Origin of the sequence: Streptomyces sp. NPDC017448, assembly GCF_044330565.1 — a bacterium.
In the GTDB taxonomy this organism is placed as follows: domain Bacteria; phylum Actinomycetota; class Actinomycetes; order Streptomycetales; family Streptomycetaceae; genus Streptomyces.
On the sequence record NZ_JBIRLM010000019.1, the window covers coordinates 23,509 to 38,725 of the forward strand.

General features: G+C 74.8%; 16 protein-coding genes and 1 pseudogene. 9 read left to right on the forward strand and 8 right to left on the reverse strand.

Annotation, left to right across the window (positions count from 1 at the left end; translation table 11 throughout):
- Positions 1-153: 153 nt before the first annotated feature.
- A complete protein-coding gene (locus tag ACH4K1_RS26190) occupies positions 154-945 on the reverse strand; it encodes an enoyl-CoA hydratase/isomerase family protein (RefSeq protein ID WP_398091992.1) in 792 nt (263 codons plus the stop codon).
- Positions 942-1,556 (reverse strand): LuxR C-terminal-related transcriptional regulator, encoded by a 615-nt coding sequence (locus ACH4K1_RS26195; RefSeq protein ID WP_398091993.1) that lies wholly within the window; start codon positions 1,554-1,556, stop codon positions 942-944. Before ACH4K1_RS26195 ends, ACH4K1_RS26190 begins: the two co-directional genes overlap by 4 nt.
- A 774-nt stretch (positions 1,557-2,330) precedes the next feature.
- Here ACH4K1_RS26195 and ACH4K1_RS26200 point away from each other — a divergent pair.
- Together ACH4K1_RS26200 and ACH4K1_RS26205 are read left to right on the forward strand one after the other, a co-directional pair.
- The gene (locus tag ACH4K1_RS26200) at positions 2,331-3,176 is read left to right on the forward strand and encodes an inositol monophosphatase family protein (protein ID WP_398091994.1); all 846 of its coding nucleotides are present in this window, start codon (positions 2,331-2,333) and stop codon (positions 3,174-3,176) included.
- A 196-nt stretch (positions 3,177-3,372) separates the two neighbouring features.
- Positions 3,373-4,791, forward strand: coding sequence for a phytoene desaturase family protein (locus ACH4K1_RS26205; protein WP_398091995.1), 1,419 nt, complete (start codon positions 3,373-3,375; stop codon positions 4,789-4,791).
- A gap of 90 nt (positions 4,792-4,881) precedes the next feature.
- On the opposite strand, the gene ACH4K1_RS26210 is transcribed toward ACH4K1_RS26205, so the two are convergent.
- A complete protein-coding gene (locus ACH4K1_RS26210; RefSeq protein ID WP_398091997.1) occupies positions 4,882-6,435 on the reverse strand; it encodes a threonine/serine exporter ThrE family protein in 1,554 nt (517 codons plus the stop codon).
- A 148-nt stretch (positions 6,436-6,583) separates the two neighbouring features.
- Between ACH4K1_RS26210 and ACH4K1_RS26215 the strand changes: the two genes are divergently transcribed.
- From ACH4K1_RS26215 to ACH4K1_RS26225, 3 genes are all read left to right on the forward strand, one after another.
- On the forward strand, positions 6,584-7,117 hold the full coding sequence (locus tag ACH4K1_RS26215; protein ID WP_228989122.1) for an O-acetyl-ADP-ribose deacetylase: 534 nt from the start codon (positions 6,584-6,586) through the stop codon (positions 7,115-7,117).
- A 109-nt stretch (positions 7,118-7,226) separates the two neighbouring features.
- Positions 7,227-8,699 (forward strand): AlkA N-terminal domain-containing protein, encoded by a 1,473-nt coding sequence (locus ACH4K1_RS26220; protein ID WP_398091999.1) that lies wholly within the window; start codon positions 7,227-7,229, stop codon positions 8,697-8,699.
- A gap of 11 nt (positions 8,700-8,710) precedes the next feature.
- Entirely contained in the window at positions 8,711-9,220 is a 510-nt protein-coding gene (locus ACH4K1_RS26225) for a methylated-DNA--[protein]-cysteine S-methyltransferase (RefSeq protein ID WP_398092000.1), read from the forward strand.
- A 162-nt stretch (positions 9,221-9,382) separates the two neighbouring features.
- On the opposite strand, the gene ACH4K1_RS26230 is transcribed toward ACH4K1_RS26225, so the two are convergent.
- A complete protein-coding gene (locus ACH4K1_RS26230; protein ID WP_398092001.1) occupies positions 9,383-9,967 on the reverse strand; it encodes a TMEM165/GDT1 family protein in 585 nt (194 codons plus the stop codon).
- 369 nt (positions 9,968-10,336) lie between these two features.
- On the opposite strand from ACH4K1_RS26230, the gene ACH4K1_RS26235 reads away from it, so the two are divergent.
- Entirely contained in the window at positions 10,337-10,741 is a 405-nt protein-coding gene (locus ACH4K1_RS26235) for a (2Fe-2S) ferredoxin domain-containing protein (protein ID WP_073770017.1), read from the forward strand.
- Positions 10,742-10,961: 220 nt separating this feature from the next.
- Here the strand turns inward: ACH4K1_RS26235 and ACH4K1_RS26240 are convergent.
- Positions 10,962-11,110, reverse strand: a pseudogene (locus tag ACH4K1_RS26240) (IS5/IS1182 family transposase); the annotation flags it as partial.
- Positions 11,111-11,222: 112 nt separating this feature from the next.
- Here ACH4K1_RS26240 and ACH4K1_RS26245 point away from each other — a divergent pair.
- Entirely contained in the window at positions 11,223-11,423 is a 201-nt protein-coding gene (locus ACH4K1_RS26245) for a type II toxin-antitoxin system VapB family antitoxin (protein ID WP_073770019.1), read from the forward strand.
- A gap of 83 nt (positions 11,424-11,506) precedes the next feature.
- Here the strand turns inward: ACH4K1_RS26245 and ACH4K1_RS26250 are convergent, their stop codons facing one another.
- On the reverse strand, positions 11,507-12,004 hold the full coding sequence (locus tag ACH4K1_RS26250; protein ID WP_398092003.1) for an NUDIX domain-containing protein: 498 nt from the start codon (positions 12,002-12,004) through the stop codon (positions 11,507-11,509).
- A 151-nt stretch (positions 12,005-12,155) separates the two neighbouring features.
- On the opposite strand from ACH4K1_RS26250, the gene ACH4K1_RS26255 reads away from it, so the two are divergent.
- On the forward strand, positions 12,156-13,274 hold the full coding sequence (locus ACH4K1_RS26255; RefSeq protein WP_398092112.1) for a glycerate kinase: 1,119 nt from the start codon (positions 12,156-12,158) through the stop codon (positions 13,272-13,274).
- A gap of 138 nt (positions 13,275-13,412) precedes the next feature.
- Here the strand turns inward: ACH4K1_RS26255 and ACH4K1_RS26260 are convergent, their stop codons facing one another.
- Positions 13,413-13,568, reverse strand: coding sequence for a DUF6131 family protein (locus tag ACH4K1_RS26260; RefSeq protein ID WP_228989128.1), 156 nt, complete (start codon positions 13,566-13,568; stop codon positions 13,413-13,415).
- A 184-nt stretch (positions 13,569-13,752) separates the two neighbouring features.
- Between ACH4K1_RS26260 and ACH4K1_RS26265 the strand changes: the two genes are divergently transcribed.
- Positions 13,753-14,202: an SRPBCC family protein gene (locus tag ACH4K1_RS26265; protein WP_228989129.1), complete on the forward strand. Its 450-nt coding sequence runs from the start codon at positions 13,753-13,755 to the stop codon at positions 14,200-14,202.
- Between the two features lie 263 nt (positions 14,203-14,465).
- Here the strand turns inward: ACH4K1_RS26265 and ACH4K1_RS26270 are convergent, their stop codons facing one another.
- Positions 14,466-15,203 carry a PucR family transcriptional regulator gene (locus tag ACH4K1_RS26270; RefSeq protein WP_398092004.1) on the reverse strand — a complete coding sequence of 246 codons (738 nt, stop codon included), beginning with the start codon at positions 15,201-15,203 and terminating at the stop codon, positions 14,466-14,468.
- Between the last annotated feature and the right edge of the window lie 14 nt (positions 15,204-15,217).

A 15,217-nucleotide genomic window follows, 5' to 3' on the forward strand; every position in this document is an offset into this window, starting at 1 on the left:
CGGGCATCGGGGGTGGGGGGTCAGCGACAGCGGTACGGCACGTACAGCACATTCACTGATTACTGAATCTGATCAACAGGCTAACCGTGCGGCTCACCTGCTGCAACGAAGCGCCTGCCGGGAATGGCGCGAAACGCTCTGTCGCGGGAGTGGTCAGGAAGGGGCGGCTCCGGGCGGCGCCGAGCCCCGGTTCGCCGCGGAGGCCGCCTGCCACCAGTAGCCGTTCTCCACCCCGAGCGCCGCCGTACGGTCCAGATGCCCGGAGTCCCGCAGCAGGCGGACCCCCGCCTCCAGGAGCGCCGGATCCCCGGCGGCCACCGACGCGGCGAGCGCCTGCGCCGCGGCGAGCGCCTCGCCGTCGGGCACCGTGCGCTCCACGGCGCCGAGCCGGGCGAGTTCGTCCGCCCGTACGCGTTCGCCGGGGATCAGCAGCATCCGGGCGGCCACCCCGCGCCCCGCCCGGCGCAGCAGCGAGTGGACCGCCCCACCGCCCGGCACCGCCCCCACCCCCAGTTCCGGGAGCCCGAACCGCGCGCCCTCACCGGCCACCACCAGGTCGCAGGCCAGGGCCAGTTCGAGCCCGCCGCCGAGCGCGTACCCCTCCACGGCCGCCACCACGGGGAAGGGGGCCGCGTGCAACGCCTCGAAGACCGTGCGGAAGTGGGCCCGTCGCACCGCGCGGCGCGACAGATCGCGCCAGTCGGGCTCCCGGGTGTCCGCGCCGCTGGAGAAGGTCCCACCGGCCCCGGTGAGCACCAGTGCACCCGGAGCCCCGTCCTTTTGGGCTGTCAACCGCACCAATTCGGCCGCGAGTTGCTCCAGCAGTGCGGTGGACATCGCATTGCGGCGGTGCGGGCGGCACAGCGTGAGGGTGGCCACCCGGCCGTTCCGTTCGACCAGGAGAGGGTTCGCCTCCGGTTCGGGGGCGGTCGGTGGAGAGGTCATCCGCAGGGCCTCAGCATTCTGAACAGCTCCTTGCGCCCGGACACGCCCACCTTGTGGAAGACCCGGCTCGCGTAGTTCTTGACGGTCTGCTGGGTGAGGCAGAGCTCCTGGGCGATCTCCTCGTTGGAACGCCGGCGCAGTAAGAGGCCGAGAATCTCCTCCTCGCGTCCGCTCAGCTTCCACGCCCCGCCCTTACCGGCCTTCCGGGTCTCCGGAGGCGGCTCGTCCGCCCCCAGATGCCAGAAGCCGCGCCCGCTCAGCACGTCGTGCAGCCCCTTGACGATGGACTCGGGCGGGCACGACTCGTGGACGAACCCGGCGGCCCCGCCCCTGATGCAGTCCACCACGCTGCGGGGAGCGTTGTCCCTGCTGTAGAGGATGACGCGGGTGCCGCTCCAGTACGCCAGGTTGCCGAGGACCTCCGGCCACTGCTCGTACTCCACGAGCGCCACGTCGGGCCGGCCGCCGGGGAGGCTGCCGACCGCGGTCGGGTGCGGGCAGCCCCCCAGGACGGTGATGCCCGGATCGCCCCGGAACAGATCGAGAATCGCCTTGCGTATCAAAGGTGACGAGTGCAGGACCACCAGTCCGCGTCCGCCCTTCTCGGCCATACCAGAACCCCTCGTACTCCCAGCGCGGCGGTTGACGCCGCGTGTCGTTCGGCATGTTGTGAATGTGTTGAACCGCACTCGCGGGATGATGTCCGCCCGCGGACGCGAAGTCCGCTCCGGTGGGGCGGAGGGCGGAACTGCGGAGCGCGCGGGTGTGCACCTATGAGTGCCGGGATACCGCCGGGTATTCAAGCGGGAATCGGATTCCGGACCGGTATTTATTACTGACGCGTAGACAACGTGTGTGGGCAGAGAATTCCCCGTACAAGACGCTGGCGCCCCGCGTCCGGTTCCACTTTCGTGGGACCTTGATTCCTGGTTTGAATGTGCACGTTAAGGCTCTGTGACATCCTCGGGAACAGTGGTCCCGGCGTGCGTCCGCGGCGGTACGGCGGTCGGGCCCGGCCCGGATCGCGGCGGTTCGGTGCGGTCATCCACCTGGTCCCGCAGATGTCGCGTAACCCTGAGAGGGTAGCTGGCTGAGGCACGGCTTCCTCCCCCTGGTGGTGCGTTCCAGCCGATGGCCGGTCAAGGCCGCGCGGGGTGAACCAATACGAGAGTTCGGGCCCCGAATCCAGGCCAACACTAACCGCAGAGCCTCCACTTGTCACGCAGCGGATTTTTACCCGGTGGTCAAGGATATCCGCCGGTAATTGACGCGTCCTTTGTTCATGGTTGCACTTTGCGAACACTGTCCGGCATCCGGCCCTGCGCCGGGGATGTCCCCATTCACCCGACGGGTGAGGGCTCGTACCGACGTGATTGGCTGGGCCCATGATCGATGACTTCCTGTACGGGACCGCCGGACACGCCGGGCCGCTCGCCGAGGTCGAGGCGGCCGTGCGCGCCGCCGCGGCGGCCGAGATCGTGCCCCGCCACCGGAGACTCGCCGCCCACGAGATCATCGAGAAGAGCGGCCCGCACGACCTGGTCACCGCCGCCGACCGGCTGGCCGAGGAACACCTCACCGCGGCCCTCACCGCACTGCTGCCCGGGTCGGTCGTCGTCGGCGAGGAGTCCGTGCACGCCGATCCGGCGGTCTACGACGCCCTCGGCGGCGACGACCCGGTCTGGATCGTGGACCCGGTCGACGGCACCCGCCAGTTCGTCCGGGGCGAGGACGGCTTCTGCACCCTCGTCGCCCTCGCCCGGCGCGGCGAGATCCACGCCTCCTGGACCTACGCACCGGTCCTGGACGAGATGGCCGTCGCCGTGCGCGGCCGGGGCGCCACGCTCAACGGCGCGCCGATACGGTCCGGTTCGCCCGCCCCCGGAGCCGTCCTGCGGGTGGCGATGTCGCACCCCGACTACACCACCGACGCGCAGAAGCGGGCCCTGCTCGGCCTGCGTACGGAGGGCATCGCGGCCCGCCCCTGCGGCTCGGCGGGGCTGGAGTACCTGGCGGTGGCCCGCGGCGACCTGGACGCCACCGCCTTCAACTGGGAGTACGCGTGGGACCACGCGGCCGGCCTCCTCCTGGTCACCGAGGCGGGCGGTGTCCAGTCCACCCTCTCGGGCGTCCCGTTCCGGATCGCGGGCGGCAACGACCTGCCGTTCACGGCCGCCCGCGACGAGGCCACCGCCCGGCGCGTCCTGGCCGCCCTGCGCTCGGGCGCCTGACCCGGCGCCCCCGGGGGCCGGGAGACTCCCGGGAACGGGCAGCCCCCGGCCCCCGGCCCGGGCCCCCCCGGCCCGGACCGCCCCTCGGACCGGCCCCCGCCCCGGCGCGGGCCGAGGGCCGGGATCCCCGCGTCCGTACGGCAGGCGCGCCCGAATATCCTGGGTGTCCGCCCGCCGGCCGACGAAGGAGTCCCAGGTGACCTCGATGCTCGATGCGGTGGTCGTGGGGGCCGGGCCCAACGGGCTCACCGCCGCCGTCGAACTGGCCCGCCGGGGCCTCGCCGTGGAGGTCCACGAGGCGCACGACACCGTCGGCGGAGGGGCCCGTACGGAGGAGCTGACGCTCCCGGGGTTCCGGCACGACCCGTGCTCCGCCGTGCACCCCCTCGGCATCGGCTCGCCCGCGTTCCGGGCGATGCCCCTGGCCCGGCACGGACTTGAATGGCTGCGCCCCGAGGTCGACCTCGCCCACCCCTTCCCGGACGGGACGGCCGCGACGCTCACCCGCTCCGTCGGCGAGAGCGCCATGTCGCTGGGGGCCGCCGACGCCGGCGCCTACCGCCGCCTCATGGCCCCCTTCGTCGGCCACTGGGACACCCTGGCCGCCGACTTCCTGCGCACCCCCTGGGACGGCCTGCCCCGCGACCCGTACCGGCTGGCCCGCTTCGGACTCCTCGGCCTCCAGCCCGCCACCTGGGTCGCCCGGCGCTTCCGGGGTGCGAAGGCGCGCGGCCTCTTCGCCGGGCTCGCCGCCCACGCCATAGCGCCCACCAGCGGCTTCGCCACCTCGGCCATCGCCCTCGTCTTCGCGCTCGCCGCCCACGAGAACGGCTGGCCGGTGCCGCGCGGCGGCTCCCAGGCCATCTCGGACGCCCTCGCCTCCCTGCTCCGCGAACACGGAGGCACGATCCGCACCGGCAGCGAGGTCAAGCGCCTGGACGAACTCCCTCCCGCCCGCGCCTACATCTTCGACACCTCGCCCTCGGCCCTCGCCCGCATCGCCGGGCTCGGCAGCGCCTACCGCGGCTACCGCTACGGCGCCTCCGCCTTCAAGATCGACTACGCCCTCTCCGGCCCCGTCCCCTGGACCGCGGAGGCGGCACGCCGGGCCGGCACCGTCCACATCGGGCCCACCGCCGGGGCCATCGACGCCGCCCTGCGCGCCGCCGTCGAGGGCCGCGACCCCGACAAGCCCTTCCTCATCACCGCCCAGCCCAGCCTCACCGACCCCACCCGCGCCCCCGAGGGGCGGCACGTCTTCTGGGTGTACGGACATGTCCCGGCGGGCTGGGAGGGCGACGCCACCGAGGTCATCGAACGCCGGCTGGAGCGCTTCGCGCCCGGGTTCCGTGATCTGGTGCTGGCCCGCGCACTCGCCGGACCGCCCCGACTCGCCGCGCGCAACGCCAACTACGTCGGCGGCGACATCGCGTGCGGGGCCTTCGCCGGCCTGCAGACCCTGATCCGCCCGAAGCTCGCCCGCGTCCCGTACGCCACCGCGCACCCCGCGGTGTTCCTCTGCTCCTCGGCCACCCCGCCCGGGCCCGGGGTGCACGGCATGTCCGGCCACCACGCCGCCAAGGCCGTATGGCGACGGCTGCGGGCCGCCTCCTGACCCACCCGGCGCGCGGCCCCGGCCGTGCGGCCCCGAGCGCGAGCGCCCGGAGCGCCGGGGCCCGGTGGTGTCCCCGGCAGCCCCCCCCGCCTACGGCGCGGGCGCCCAGCGGCGCCGCGCCGCGCCGCCCGTCTGGCTGCCGAGCACGGTCCCGACCCCGATCGCGGCCGTGGTGACGAAGGCCATGACCGCGTAGCCGCCCGCCCCCGGCACGTGCAGCCCGTACTGGAGCAGGCTGCGGTAGACGTCGGGCCCCGGCAGCAGGGCCCCCGCGATGCCGGGCACCACCAGGGAGCGCGACGGCATGTGCAGGGACGGCGCCACCGCCCCGGCCGCCGCGCCCAGGACCGCCGCCGCTCCCAGGGCCGCCATCGGGGTGGGCTGCCCCAACTCCTGGTGCAGAACGCCGTTGACCAGCCCGGCCAGCACCCCCGCCCCCGCCGCCCAGGGCAGCAGCCGGGGCGGGCCGCCCATGAAGATCGCGTTGCCCAGCGCCCCGATGGCCGACGTCACCAGGGACAGCGCCAACGGCAGGGCGCGGAACGCCGTGTTGCGGGCGTCCACGTCGGCGTCCCGCAGCAGGAAGCCGACCAGGGCGACCCCCCCGACCATCGCCCCCAGGAACATGCCCACACTGATGAGCCGCCCGGCCGCCATCGCCCGGAACCCGGAGATGGCGTCCTCCGAGAGGCTCACCAGCGACAGGATCGGCAGCAGCAGCACCATGTTGGCCGCCGCGACGCTCGCCGCCTCGCCTCCGGTCAGCACGTGCGCGTCCGCCAGGAACATCGTCAGCCCGATCACCGCGGCGGTCTGGAGCGCGGTGACGTAGAACGACGGCAGGCCGCCCGCCCCCAGCGCCCAGCCGAACCGGTTGCTCACCAGGAACACCGCGGGCGCCACGACCGCGGCCTGCGGGGTGCCCGACGCGAGCACGCACAGCATGGCGGCCAGCAGCGCCCCTCCCAGCACCGTGGTCCACCAGGGCCAGAACCCCTTGCGCGAGATGATCCGGGTCAGCTCGTGCTCGGCTTCGAGCGGCCGCAGCCCCTTCTCCAGCACCCGGTGCGTCAGCGCGCTCAGATCGTCCAGCTGCCTCAGGTCCCGGCTGTCCTCCGACCCCGTCACCATCATCATCATGAGCGGATGGGCGCCCGGCGGCGCGTACTGGACCTGGAGGGTCCGCGAGGTGACGTCGACCGTCAGGTGGTCCATCTCCCAGCGCGCGGTGATCGCGACGATCGCCGCCTCGACGGCCCGGGTCTCCGCCCCGGCGAGGAACAGCTCCCGCCCCTGGCGCAGGGCGAACCGCATGCAGGCGACGGCGGTCCGCTCGCCCACGTCGCGCGGCTCGGGGAAGCTGTACCCCTCGAACTCGGTTCCGTAGAGCCGGTCCAGCAGGGTCGACTCGTCGCCCCGCAGCCGGGCCAACTGCTCGCGCCGGGCCCGGCGCCGGCCGAGGAACGTACCGTCGCCGGGCGGCCTGCCGATGTGCTCGCGGTCCGAGGACCCGGAGCCGGGCGGGGACGCGGCGCCCTGCGGGGAGGAGCCGTCCGGGGAGACCGGGTTGTTCGAGGGCACCGAGGCGTGGCCTTCCTCCCGAGCTGCCGCCCGCTCCGGCGGAACGGTTGCGTACCGGTGCATTCTGCCCCTCCGGCCGACGGGCGAGGAGCAGGGCGCGGCCGCATGTCGCCGTCCGGCGGGAACCGGCCGCGGGAGCCGGCCGCGGGCCCGCCCCACGGGTCGTCCCGACCGGGCGGCGAAGGCCCCCGCCGCGCGGCATGATGTCCGCATGAGCACCTCCGTCTCCCCCGTCGTACGCCTGGTCCGCGGCGACATCACCGACCAGTCCGTCGACGTCATCGTCAACGCGGCGAACTCCTCGCTGCTCGGCGGCGGCGGCGTCGACGGCGCCATCCACCGGCGCGGCGGCCCCGACATCCTCGCCGCCTGCCGCGAACTGCGCGCCTCCCGGTACGGCAAGGGCCTGCCCACCGGCCAGGCCGTCGCCACCACCGCCGGACGCCTCGGCGCGCGATGGATCGTGCACACGGTCGGCCCGGTCTTCTCCGGCGCCCAGGACCGCTCCGCCCTGCTCGCCTCCTGCTACCGCGAATCCCTGCGCCTGGCCGCCGAGTTGGGGGCCAGGACCATCGCGTTCCCGGCGATCTCCACCGGCATCTACGGCTGGCCGATGGACGACGGGGCGCGGATCGCGGTGCGCACGGTGCTGGCGGAGACGGTGGAGCCGGTCGAGGAGGTGCGCTTCGTGCTCTTCGACGCGCACGCGTACGTGGAGTTCGAGGAAGTCCTCGCGATGCGCTGAGAACGCGCGCGGCGGCCGGGCGGAGACCCGGCCGCCGCGCGGCGGCGCCCCGACCGCCGTGTCGGATTTCCGCCAGCCACGCCGCCGGCCGGTGCACCATCCTGGACCCATGCACACCGACACCGAGCGCTGCGTGCGGGCCGTCCACTCCAAGGACGCCCGCTTCGACGGCTGGTTCTTCACGGCGGTCCTCACCACCCGGATCTACTGCCGCCCCAGCTGCCCCGTCGTGCCGCCCAAGGTCCGCAACATGACCTTCTACCCGAGCGCCGCCGCCTGCCAGCAGGCCGGATTCCGGGCCTGCAAGCGGTGCCGCCCCGACACCAGCCCCGGGTCTCCCGAGTGGAACGCCCGCGCCGACTCGGTCGCCCGCGCCATGCGCCTCATCCGGGACGGGGTCGTCGACCGCGAGGGGGTGAGCGGCCTCGCCGCCCGGCTCGGATACTCCGCCCGCCAGATCGAACGCCAGCTCCTGGCCGAGCTGGGCGCGGGCCCGCTGGCCCTGGCCCGCGCCCAGCGGGCGCAGACCGCCCGCCTCCTCGTCGAGACGACCGCACTGCCCATGGCCCAGGTGGCGTTCGCCGCCGGCTTCTCCTCCATCCGCACCTTCAACGAGACGGTCCGCGAGGTCTTCGGCCAGGCCCCCGGCGAGCTGCGCACCCGAGCCGCCCGGGGCCCCCGCGCACCCGCCGCGCCGGGCGTCATCGCGCTCCGCCTCCCGTACCGGACCCCGCTCAACCCGAGCAACCTCTTCGGCCACCTCGCCGCGACCGCCGTCCCCGGAGTCGAGGAGTGGCGGGACGGCGCGTACCGGCGCACCCTCGCCCTCCCCTACGGCCACGGCGTCGTCACCCTCGCGCCGGAGCCCGGACACATCGCCTGCCGGCTCTCCCTCACCGACCTCCGCGACCTCACCCGGGCCATCAGCGACTGCCGCCGGCTGCTCGACCTGGACGCGGACCCGGTGGCCGTGGACGCACACCTGCGCACCGACCCGCTGCTCGCCCCGCTGGTTAAGGCGGGGCCCGGCCGCCGGGTGCCCCGGACCGTGGACGGGGCGGAGTTCGCCGTACGCGCGGTACTCGGCCAGCAGGTCTCCACCGCCGCCGCCCGCACCCACGCCGCCCGGCTGGTCACCGCCCACGGCGTCCCCGTCGACGACCCCGGGGGCGGGCTCACGCACCTCTTCCCGGCGCCCGAGGCGCTGGCGGGCCTGGACCCGGAGGCGCTGGCGCTGCCGCGCACCCGCCGCACCACGCTCACCACCCTCGTCGCCGCCCTCGCGGAGGACCGGCTGCGGCTCGGCGCCGGCGCCGACTGGGACGAGGCCCGCGCCGCCCTGTCCGCGCTGCCCGGATTCGGCCCCTGGACGGTCGAGTCCATCGCGATGCGGGCCCTCGGCGACCCCGACGCCTTCCTCCCCACCGACCTCGGCATCCGGCGGGCGGCCCGAGGCCTCGGCCTCCCGGCCACCCCCGCCGCCCTCACCGCACGGTCCGCCGCCTGGCGCCCCTGGCGGGCGTACGCCGTGCAGTACCTCTGGACGGTGGACGACCACCCCGTCAACCACTTCCCCGCCTGAAGGAGAACCCCATGGCCACGACCAAGCGGCACACCGTCGTCGACAGCCCCTACGGGCCGCTGACGCTCGTCGCCACCGACGGCGTCCTGTCGGCCCTCTACATGGCCGGCCAGCGCCACCGGCCGGCTCAGGAGACCTTCGGCGCCCCGGACCCGGAACCCTTCGGGGAGGCGGTCCGGCAGCTGGGCGAGTACTTCGCCGGGGACCGCACGGCCTTCGACCTCCCGCTGAGCCTGGCGGGCACACCGTTCCAGCAGAGCGTCTGGGCGGCGCTGGCGAAGATCCCGTACGGCGAGACGCGCACGTACGGCGAACTGGCCCGGGAGCTCGGCAAGCCGGGCGCGTCCCGGGCGGTCGGCCTGGCCAACGGCAAGAACCCGGTCGGGATCATCGTCCCGTGCCACCGGGTGATCGGGGCCTCCGGCGGCCTCACCGGCTACGGCGGCGGCCTGGACCGCAAGCAGCGGCTGCTCGCGTTCGAGAGCGGCGGAACGCGGGGCGGGGCCCAGCCCCTCTTCTGAACCGGGCGCGTGCCGGGGGCCGGTGGAGGGCCGGGGGCCGGGGGAGCGCCGGCACCGGTACGCCCCCGGTTCCGTGTCGGTGGAGGGCCGGCGCCGGTGCCTCCCCGGCCGGCGCGGGGGAGCGCCCCGGCCGGCACGCCCCCCCCGGCGCGGGACCGTACCTCAGCCGGTGAAGATCTCCACGGCCGTCCAGAGGGCGAGGGCCAGCATGCAGAGCCCGCCGATGCGCTGCACGGTCTTCAGCGGTACACGCTTGGCGATGAACTTGCCCGCCAGCAGCGCCAGCGCGGAGACGGACATCAGGGCGGCGGCCGAACCGATCGCCGTGGACCACGCGCCGTTGCTCGCCGCCAGGTTGGCCGTGGTGATCTGCGTCAGGTCGCCCCACTCGCTGATGAAGACCGCCATGAACGCGGTCGAGTAGACCGGCCAGAAACCGGTCACGGTCTTCACCTCGGTCTCCTCGGCGTCGTCCCCGCCGCTGCCCCGCAGCAGGAGGAACGCGCCCAGCGCGAAGAGCGAGGCGGAGACCAGCTTGACGATCCAGTCGGGCAGCAGCCCGAGGAGGCCGCCCGCGCCCACGGCGATGGCGACGTGCACGATGAACGCGGACGATGTTCCGAACCACACGTAGAGGGGGCGCATCCGCGTGCCCATGGCCAGCGAAGCGAACATCGTCTTGTCGGGGAGCTCCGCGAGGAAGATCAGCCCGAAGGCGGTGATGATCGCCAGGGGGTCGAGGTGCATTCGGGTCGGCTTTCTGGTGCGAGCCGGGCCCCGGATCTTCGCGAAGCGCCGCTCGGGCTTTTCGGAGGACCACTCGGCCCGGCATGACGGCGACGTCCACGGGCGTGGACGTGTCATACAGGACCGAAGGTCTCGCCCGCCCGTGAAGCCTTCTCAGCATCCACGAGCCCGGCCACCGGGAACCCGAGGGCTCCAGTGTGTCGACGACCGGTTTGCGGGGCTACTCCCCTTCGCAGCCGTCAACGATACCCCAACCGGCCCGGGGAGGGCTCTGGTGTTCGGACGGCGGGCTCCTCGGTAGAGTCGCGGTGATCACCCGGACCATGGTGGTCCCGACCCACCCCACCCACCGCGACGGGAAGTGCCCCGATGAGCCGCCGCAGCCGCAAGGACGTGCCCGCCCCGGGCGCCGGCCGCCCCACCGTCAGCGTCTGCCGAGGCTGCTGCTGCGGCACCGGGAAGATCCCGGGCGTCGACCACGCGGCCCAGTTGGCCCGGCTCCGCTCGGACCTGGAGGGCGCGGCCACCGTACGGGCGGTCGAGTGCCTGGACGCGTGCGAGCAGGGCAACGTGATCGTCGTGCAGCCCTCCGCCGAGGGGCGCCGGGCCGGCGGGCGGCCGGTCTGGCTCGGCCTGGTCAACGACGAGCACGCCGAACAGGACATCGTGACCTGGGCGGCGGCCGGGGGCCCGGGGCTCGCGGACGCCCCGGACATCCTCGACCTGTACGTCTTCAAGCCCTCGCGCCGGGTCGCGGCGGGCCTGGACGGCTGAGGACCCGTCCCGCCGCCGTGGACCTTCGACGGGGTACGGCGGCTCCGCCGCCCGGCGGGACAGGCCCACGAGCCGGTGGGCCGGAGGGGACTCGGCCGGCCGCCGCGACTTCCGAACGGGCCGGCCGGGAGGGGCTCTTCGGGGAATCGGGGCAGTAAGGACGTGTCCTGCACGGCCAGTTAGAGGAACCGCTTGTAGCGGCAGAGAGCGGCAGAGAGCGGCAGAGAGCGGCGGCGTGGCCGAGGAGGCCAGGTGGTTGCGGGGGTGGCGTTCGCAGCGGTGGTTGAGCCGGCGGTAGCCGGTCGGCCAGGGCACGGTGCGTTCGATGACCCGTCTGCGGCGACCGAGCCGTTCGCTGGAGTCGATCACAGTCCGTCCGGAGCGATTCATCCCCACCGTCCCACCCCCAAGGCGAACACAGCGACTAACTGATCGTGCAGAACACGGCCTCAGGGGGAACGCGCCGGGGTAAGGTCCGCCCATGGCCAAGGTGACCGTCAGTCTGGATGCCGAACTCGTCGTGGAAGTCATGGTGCTCGCGGGGGTGGGAAGCCCCCAGGACGCCGTCGAACTCGTGGTCCGCGACTACATCGCGCGCGGCCACCGCACCGAAGCGCTCGTCGCCGAGCACGAGGCGACGGCCCGCGACGTGGAGATCAAGCCGGAGGCCCAGCAGGGCTGACCGGCTGCTCGCGGGAAGTCGCTTCGAGGACGCCCTTCCTGTCGTCGGCGACCAGTGGACCGCCCCGGCGCGGGAGGGCGCTCCTACCCGACCCGTTCGCCGTTCTCCAGCTCCGCCGCCCCCTCGCCGGACGCCAGCACCTCCAGCGCCGCGCGCACCCGGGCGCCGAGCGGGCCCCGCAGGTAGCCGTCCAGTTCGGCGGGGGCCACCAGCCGCCAGGACAGCAACTCCTCCTCCTGGATCCGGATCTCCGCCAACTGCTCGGGGGCGAGCACCCCGCCGTCGTACAGGTACGCCACGATCGGAGGGCGGCCGACGCCCGGCACCCAGTCCACGACGAGCAACCTCCCCGGCGCGACGTCGAGCCCGATCTCCTCCGCCGTCTCCCGCCGGGCGCCCCGGCGGGGGCTCTCGCCCGCCTCCGACTCGACGGTTCCGCCGGGCAGCGCCCAGCCCTCGCGGTAGTTCGGCTCGACGAGGAGGACCCGCCCCTCGGCGTCCCGGAAGAGCGAGGCGGCGCCCGCCAGGACCCGCGGGAGGCCGGCGATGTACACGGCGTAGTCGGCATCGGGAGTCGTCACGGCGGCCAGCCTAACGGGACCGCCCGAGGCGCAGGGGCCGATCGCACCGCCGTGGACGGCCATGGGCAGACCGGGGGTCGTGCGGATAGGGTCGGGGCGGCGCGACTGCCTGTTCGAAAGCAAGGGATGCAAGGTGACGGACGGAGCAGATGTGGAGACCGCGCGCGTGCTCGTCGCGGCGGACAAGTTCAAGGGCTCGCTCACGGCCGTACAGGTCGCGGAGCGGGTGACGGCCGGGCTGCGGCGCGTCGTCCCCGGGCTGGCGGTGGAGACCCTGCCGGTCGCGGACGGCGGCGACGGCACGGTCGCCGCGGCCGTGGCCGCCGGGTTCGAACGCCGTGAGGCCCGGGTGACCGGCCCGCTCGGGGAACCGGTGACGGCGGCGTACGCGCTGCGCGGGTCCACCGCCGTGGTGGAGATGGCGGAGGCGTCGGGCCTCCAGCACCTGCCCGCGGGGGTGTTCGCCCCGCTCACGGCCACCACCTACGGCTCGGGCGAACTGCTGAGGGCTGCCCTGGAGGCGGGGGCGACGACGATCGTGTTCGGGGTCGGCGGCAGCGCCACCACGGACGGCGGCGCGGGCATGCTCGCCGCTCTCGGAGCCCGGTTCCTGGACGCGGACGGCAGCCCCGTCGGACCCGGCGGCGGCCCCCTCGCCGAACTGGCCGAGGCCGACCTGTCCGGGCTCGATCCGCGGCTGAAGGACATCGACCTGGTCCTGGCCAGCGACGTGGACAACCCGCTGACCGGGCCCAAGGGCGCCCCCGAGGTGTACGGGCGGCAGAAGGGCGCCGGCGAGGAGGACATCGCGGTCCTCGACGCGGCCCTGACGCACTACGCCTCGATCCTGGGCCCCGAGGCGGCGGAGCTGCCCGGCGCCGGGGCGGCCGGAGGCATCGGCTACGGGGCGCTCGTCGCCCTCGGCGCCCGCTTCCGCCCCGGCATCGAGGTGATGCTCGACGTGCTGGGCTTCGCCCCCGCGCTCGCCCGGGCCACGCTGGTGGTCACGGGCGAGGGCTCCCTCGACGAGCAGACGCTGCACGGCAAGGCCCCGGCAGGGGTCGCCGCCGCCGCCCGCGCGGCGGGGATCGAGACCGTCGCCGTCTGCGGACGGCTCGCCCTGTCCCGGGAGGCCCTTCAGCAGGCGGGTATCCGGCGCGCCTACGCCCTGGCCGAGCTGGAACCGGACCCGGCCGTCTCCATGGCCCAGGCCGGCCCGCTCCTGGAGCGGGCGGCCGAGGCGATCGCCCGGGACTTCCTGCACGGCTGACGCGCCCGGGGCCGAAGAGGCTCCGGGGAGGGGGAGAGGGCCCGGCGGACTCCGGGCCTCCCCCTCGTCCCGTGGACGGGGCCCGGCCCCTTCCACGGGGGCGCGCGGGTTCCGCGGGGGAGCGCGCGGGCGGACGTGCTACCAGTAGTGCCGCCGTCCTCCCACCGCGTGCCCCAGCGCCCCGAGGACCCACAGCACCGCGCCGACGGCCACCAGGACGATCCCGATGGTCCACAGCACGCCGATGCCGGTGATCAGGCCGATGATCAGAAGGATGAGGCCGAGGACGATCATGGCGCCTCCGATCCTGGAAACCCCCTGCTCACCAGGTTCGCCTCATCGCGCCCGGACCACAACGCGAGGGGCCCGGCCGTGCCGCGCCGACCGAGAACATCGCGTCCCGCCCGGTGTCGTGCGGGCAGACCCGGGTACGCGGCAGTGCGTCACCATCCGAACCCGATCACTCCAGGGAGCGAACATGTCGAAGATCGAGGAGTCCGTCGAGGTCGCCGTCCCGGTGCGCACGGCGTACGACCAGTGGACGCAGTTCGAGGAGTTCCCGCAGTTCATGGACGCGGTGCAGCGCATCGAGCAGCGCACGCCCACCCTGACCCACTGGGAGACCAAGGTGGACGGGGTGAGCCGTGAGTTCGACGCGGAGATCACCGAGCAGATCCCCGACGAACGGGTCGCGTGGGCCACGGTGGGGGGCGAGGTCCGTCAGGCCGGCGTTGTCACCTTCCACCGCCTGGACGACACGCACACCAAGGTGATGCTCCAGCTCGACCACGACCCGCAGGGCATCGCCGACACCGTCGGCGACAAGCTCGGCTTCGTCCGCCGCCAGGCCAAGGGCGATCTGAAGAACTTCAAGGAGTTCATCGAGAAGCGCGGCACCGCGACCGGCGCCTGGCGGGGCACGGCCTGAGACCGGCCTCCCCCGCGGTGCGACGCCTCTGCGGCGGCGCACCGCGGAGGCCGTGCCGCCCCGCCCGCGACGTACCGGCCCGGCGGCCCCCGGCGAGCACGGCGGGACGGGCGGCCTCCCCGGTCCCGGGAGCCGGCCCCGGTCCCGGGAGCCGGCCCCGGTCCCGGTCCCGGCGGGCGGTTCCGGTCCCGGCGGCCGGCCCCCAGCCCCCCGCCCTCGCGCGTCCAGGCCGCCGACGAACCCGGTCCCGACGAAGCCGCCCCTCAGGACGCCCCCGGCGACAGCCTCAGCGCCTCCAGCGCCAGCACCAGTTCCACCAGCTCGGGCGGCCGCGTCAGCGAGCGCGCGGTCAGCCGCTCCAGCCGCCGCAGCCGGTTGAACACCGTGTTGCGGTGACACCCCAGCCGTACCGCGGCCCGCCCCACCGAACCCCCGCACTCCAACCACGCCTCCACCGCCCCCACCAGCACCGCACGCTCCGCGGGGCCCCGTTCCAGCAGCGGCCCCAGCACCTGCGCCAGAAGCCGGGACGCCAGCTCGGGGCGGCTCACCAGCAGGGCGGCCGGCAGCCGCTCGTCGAGCCGTACGACCTCCCGGCCGCCCGGCGCGCACGTCAGCAGCGCCGTGCCCGCCAGCCGCCGCGCCGTGCCCAGCTCCGCGGGGGAGCCCACCACCGGGCTCATGCCGCCCGGTCCCGCACCGCGCTCCATGAGCCGCGCCACCGCCCCGGCCGGGCCCGCCCCGCCCAGCAGCACCACCGCGACGTCCCCCTCCTCCGCGCCCCGGGAGCGCTCCGCCCGGCCCCACCACCAGCGCGTCCCGTCCGCGTCCGGGCCCTCCGCCGCCACCGCCTCCGGCACGGGCGCGCCCAGCACCACCACCGCGAACCGCCCCCGCTCCGGCAGCCCGAGGCCGTGCGCCGCGTCCGCCACCACGTCCGGCGGCGCCCCGCCCGCCAGCAGCGGGCCCAGCAGCGCCCCGTACCGCCTTCCACGCCGCATCCGCCGCTCCGTCC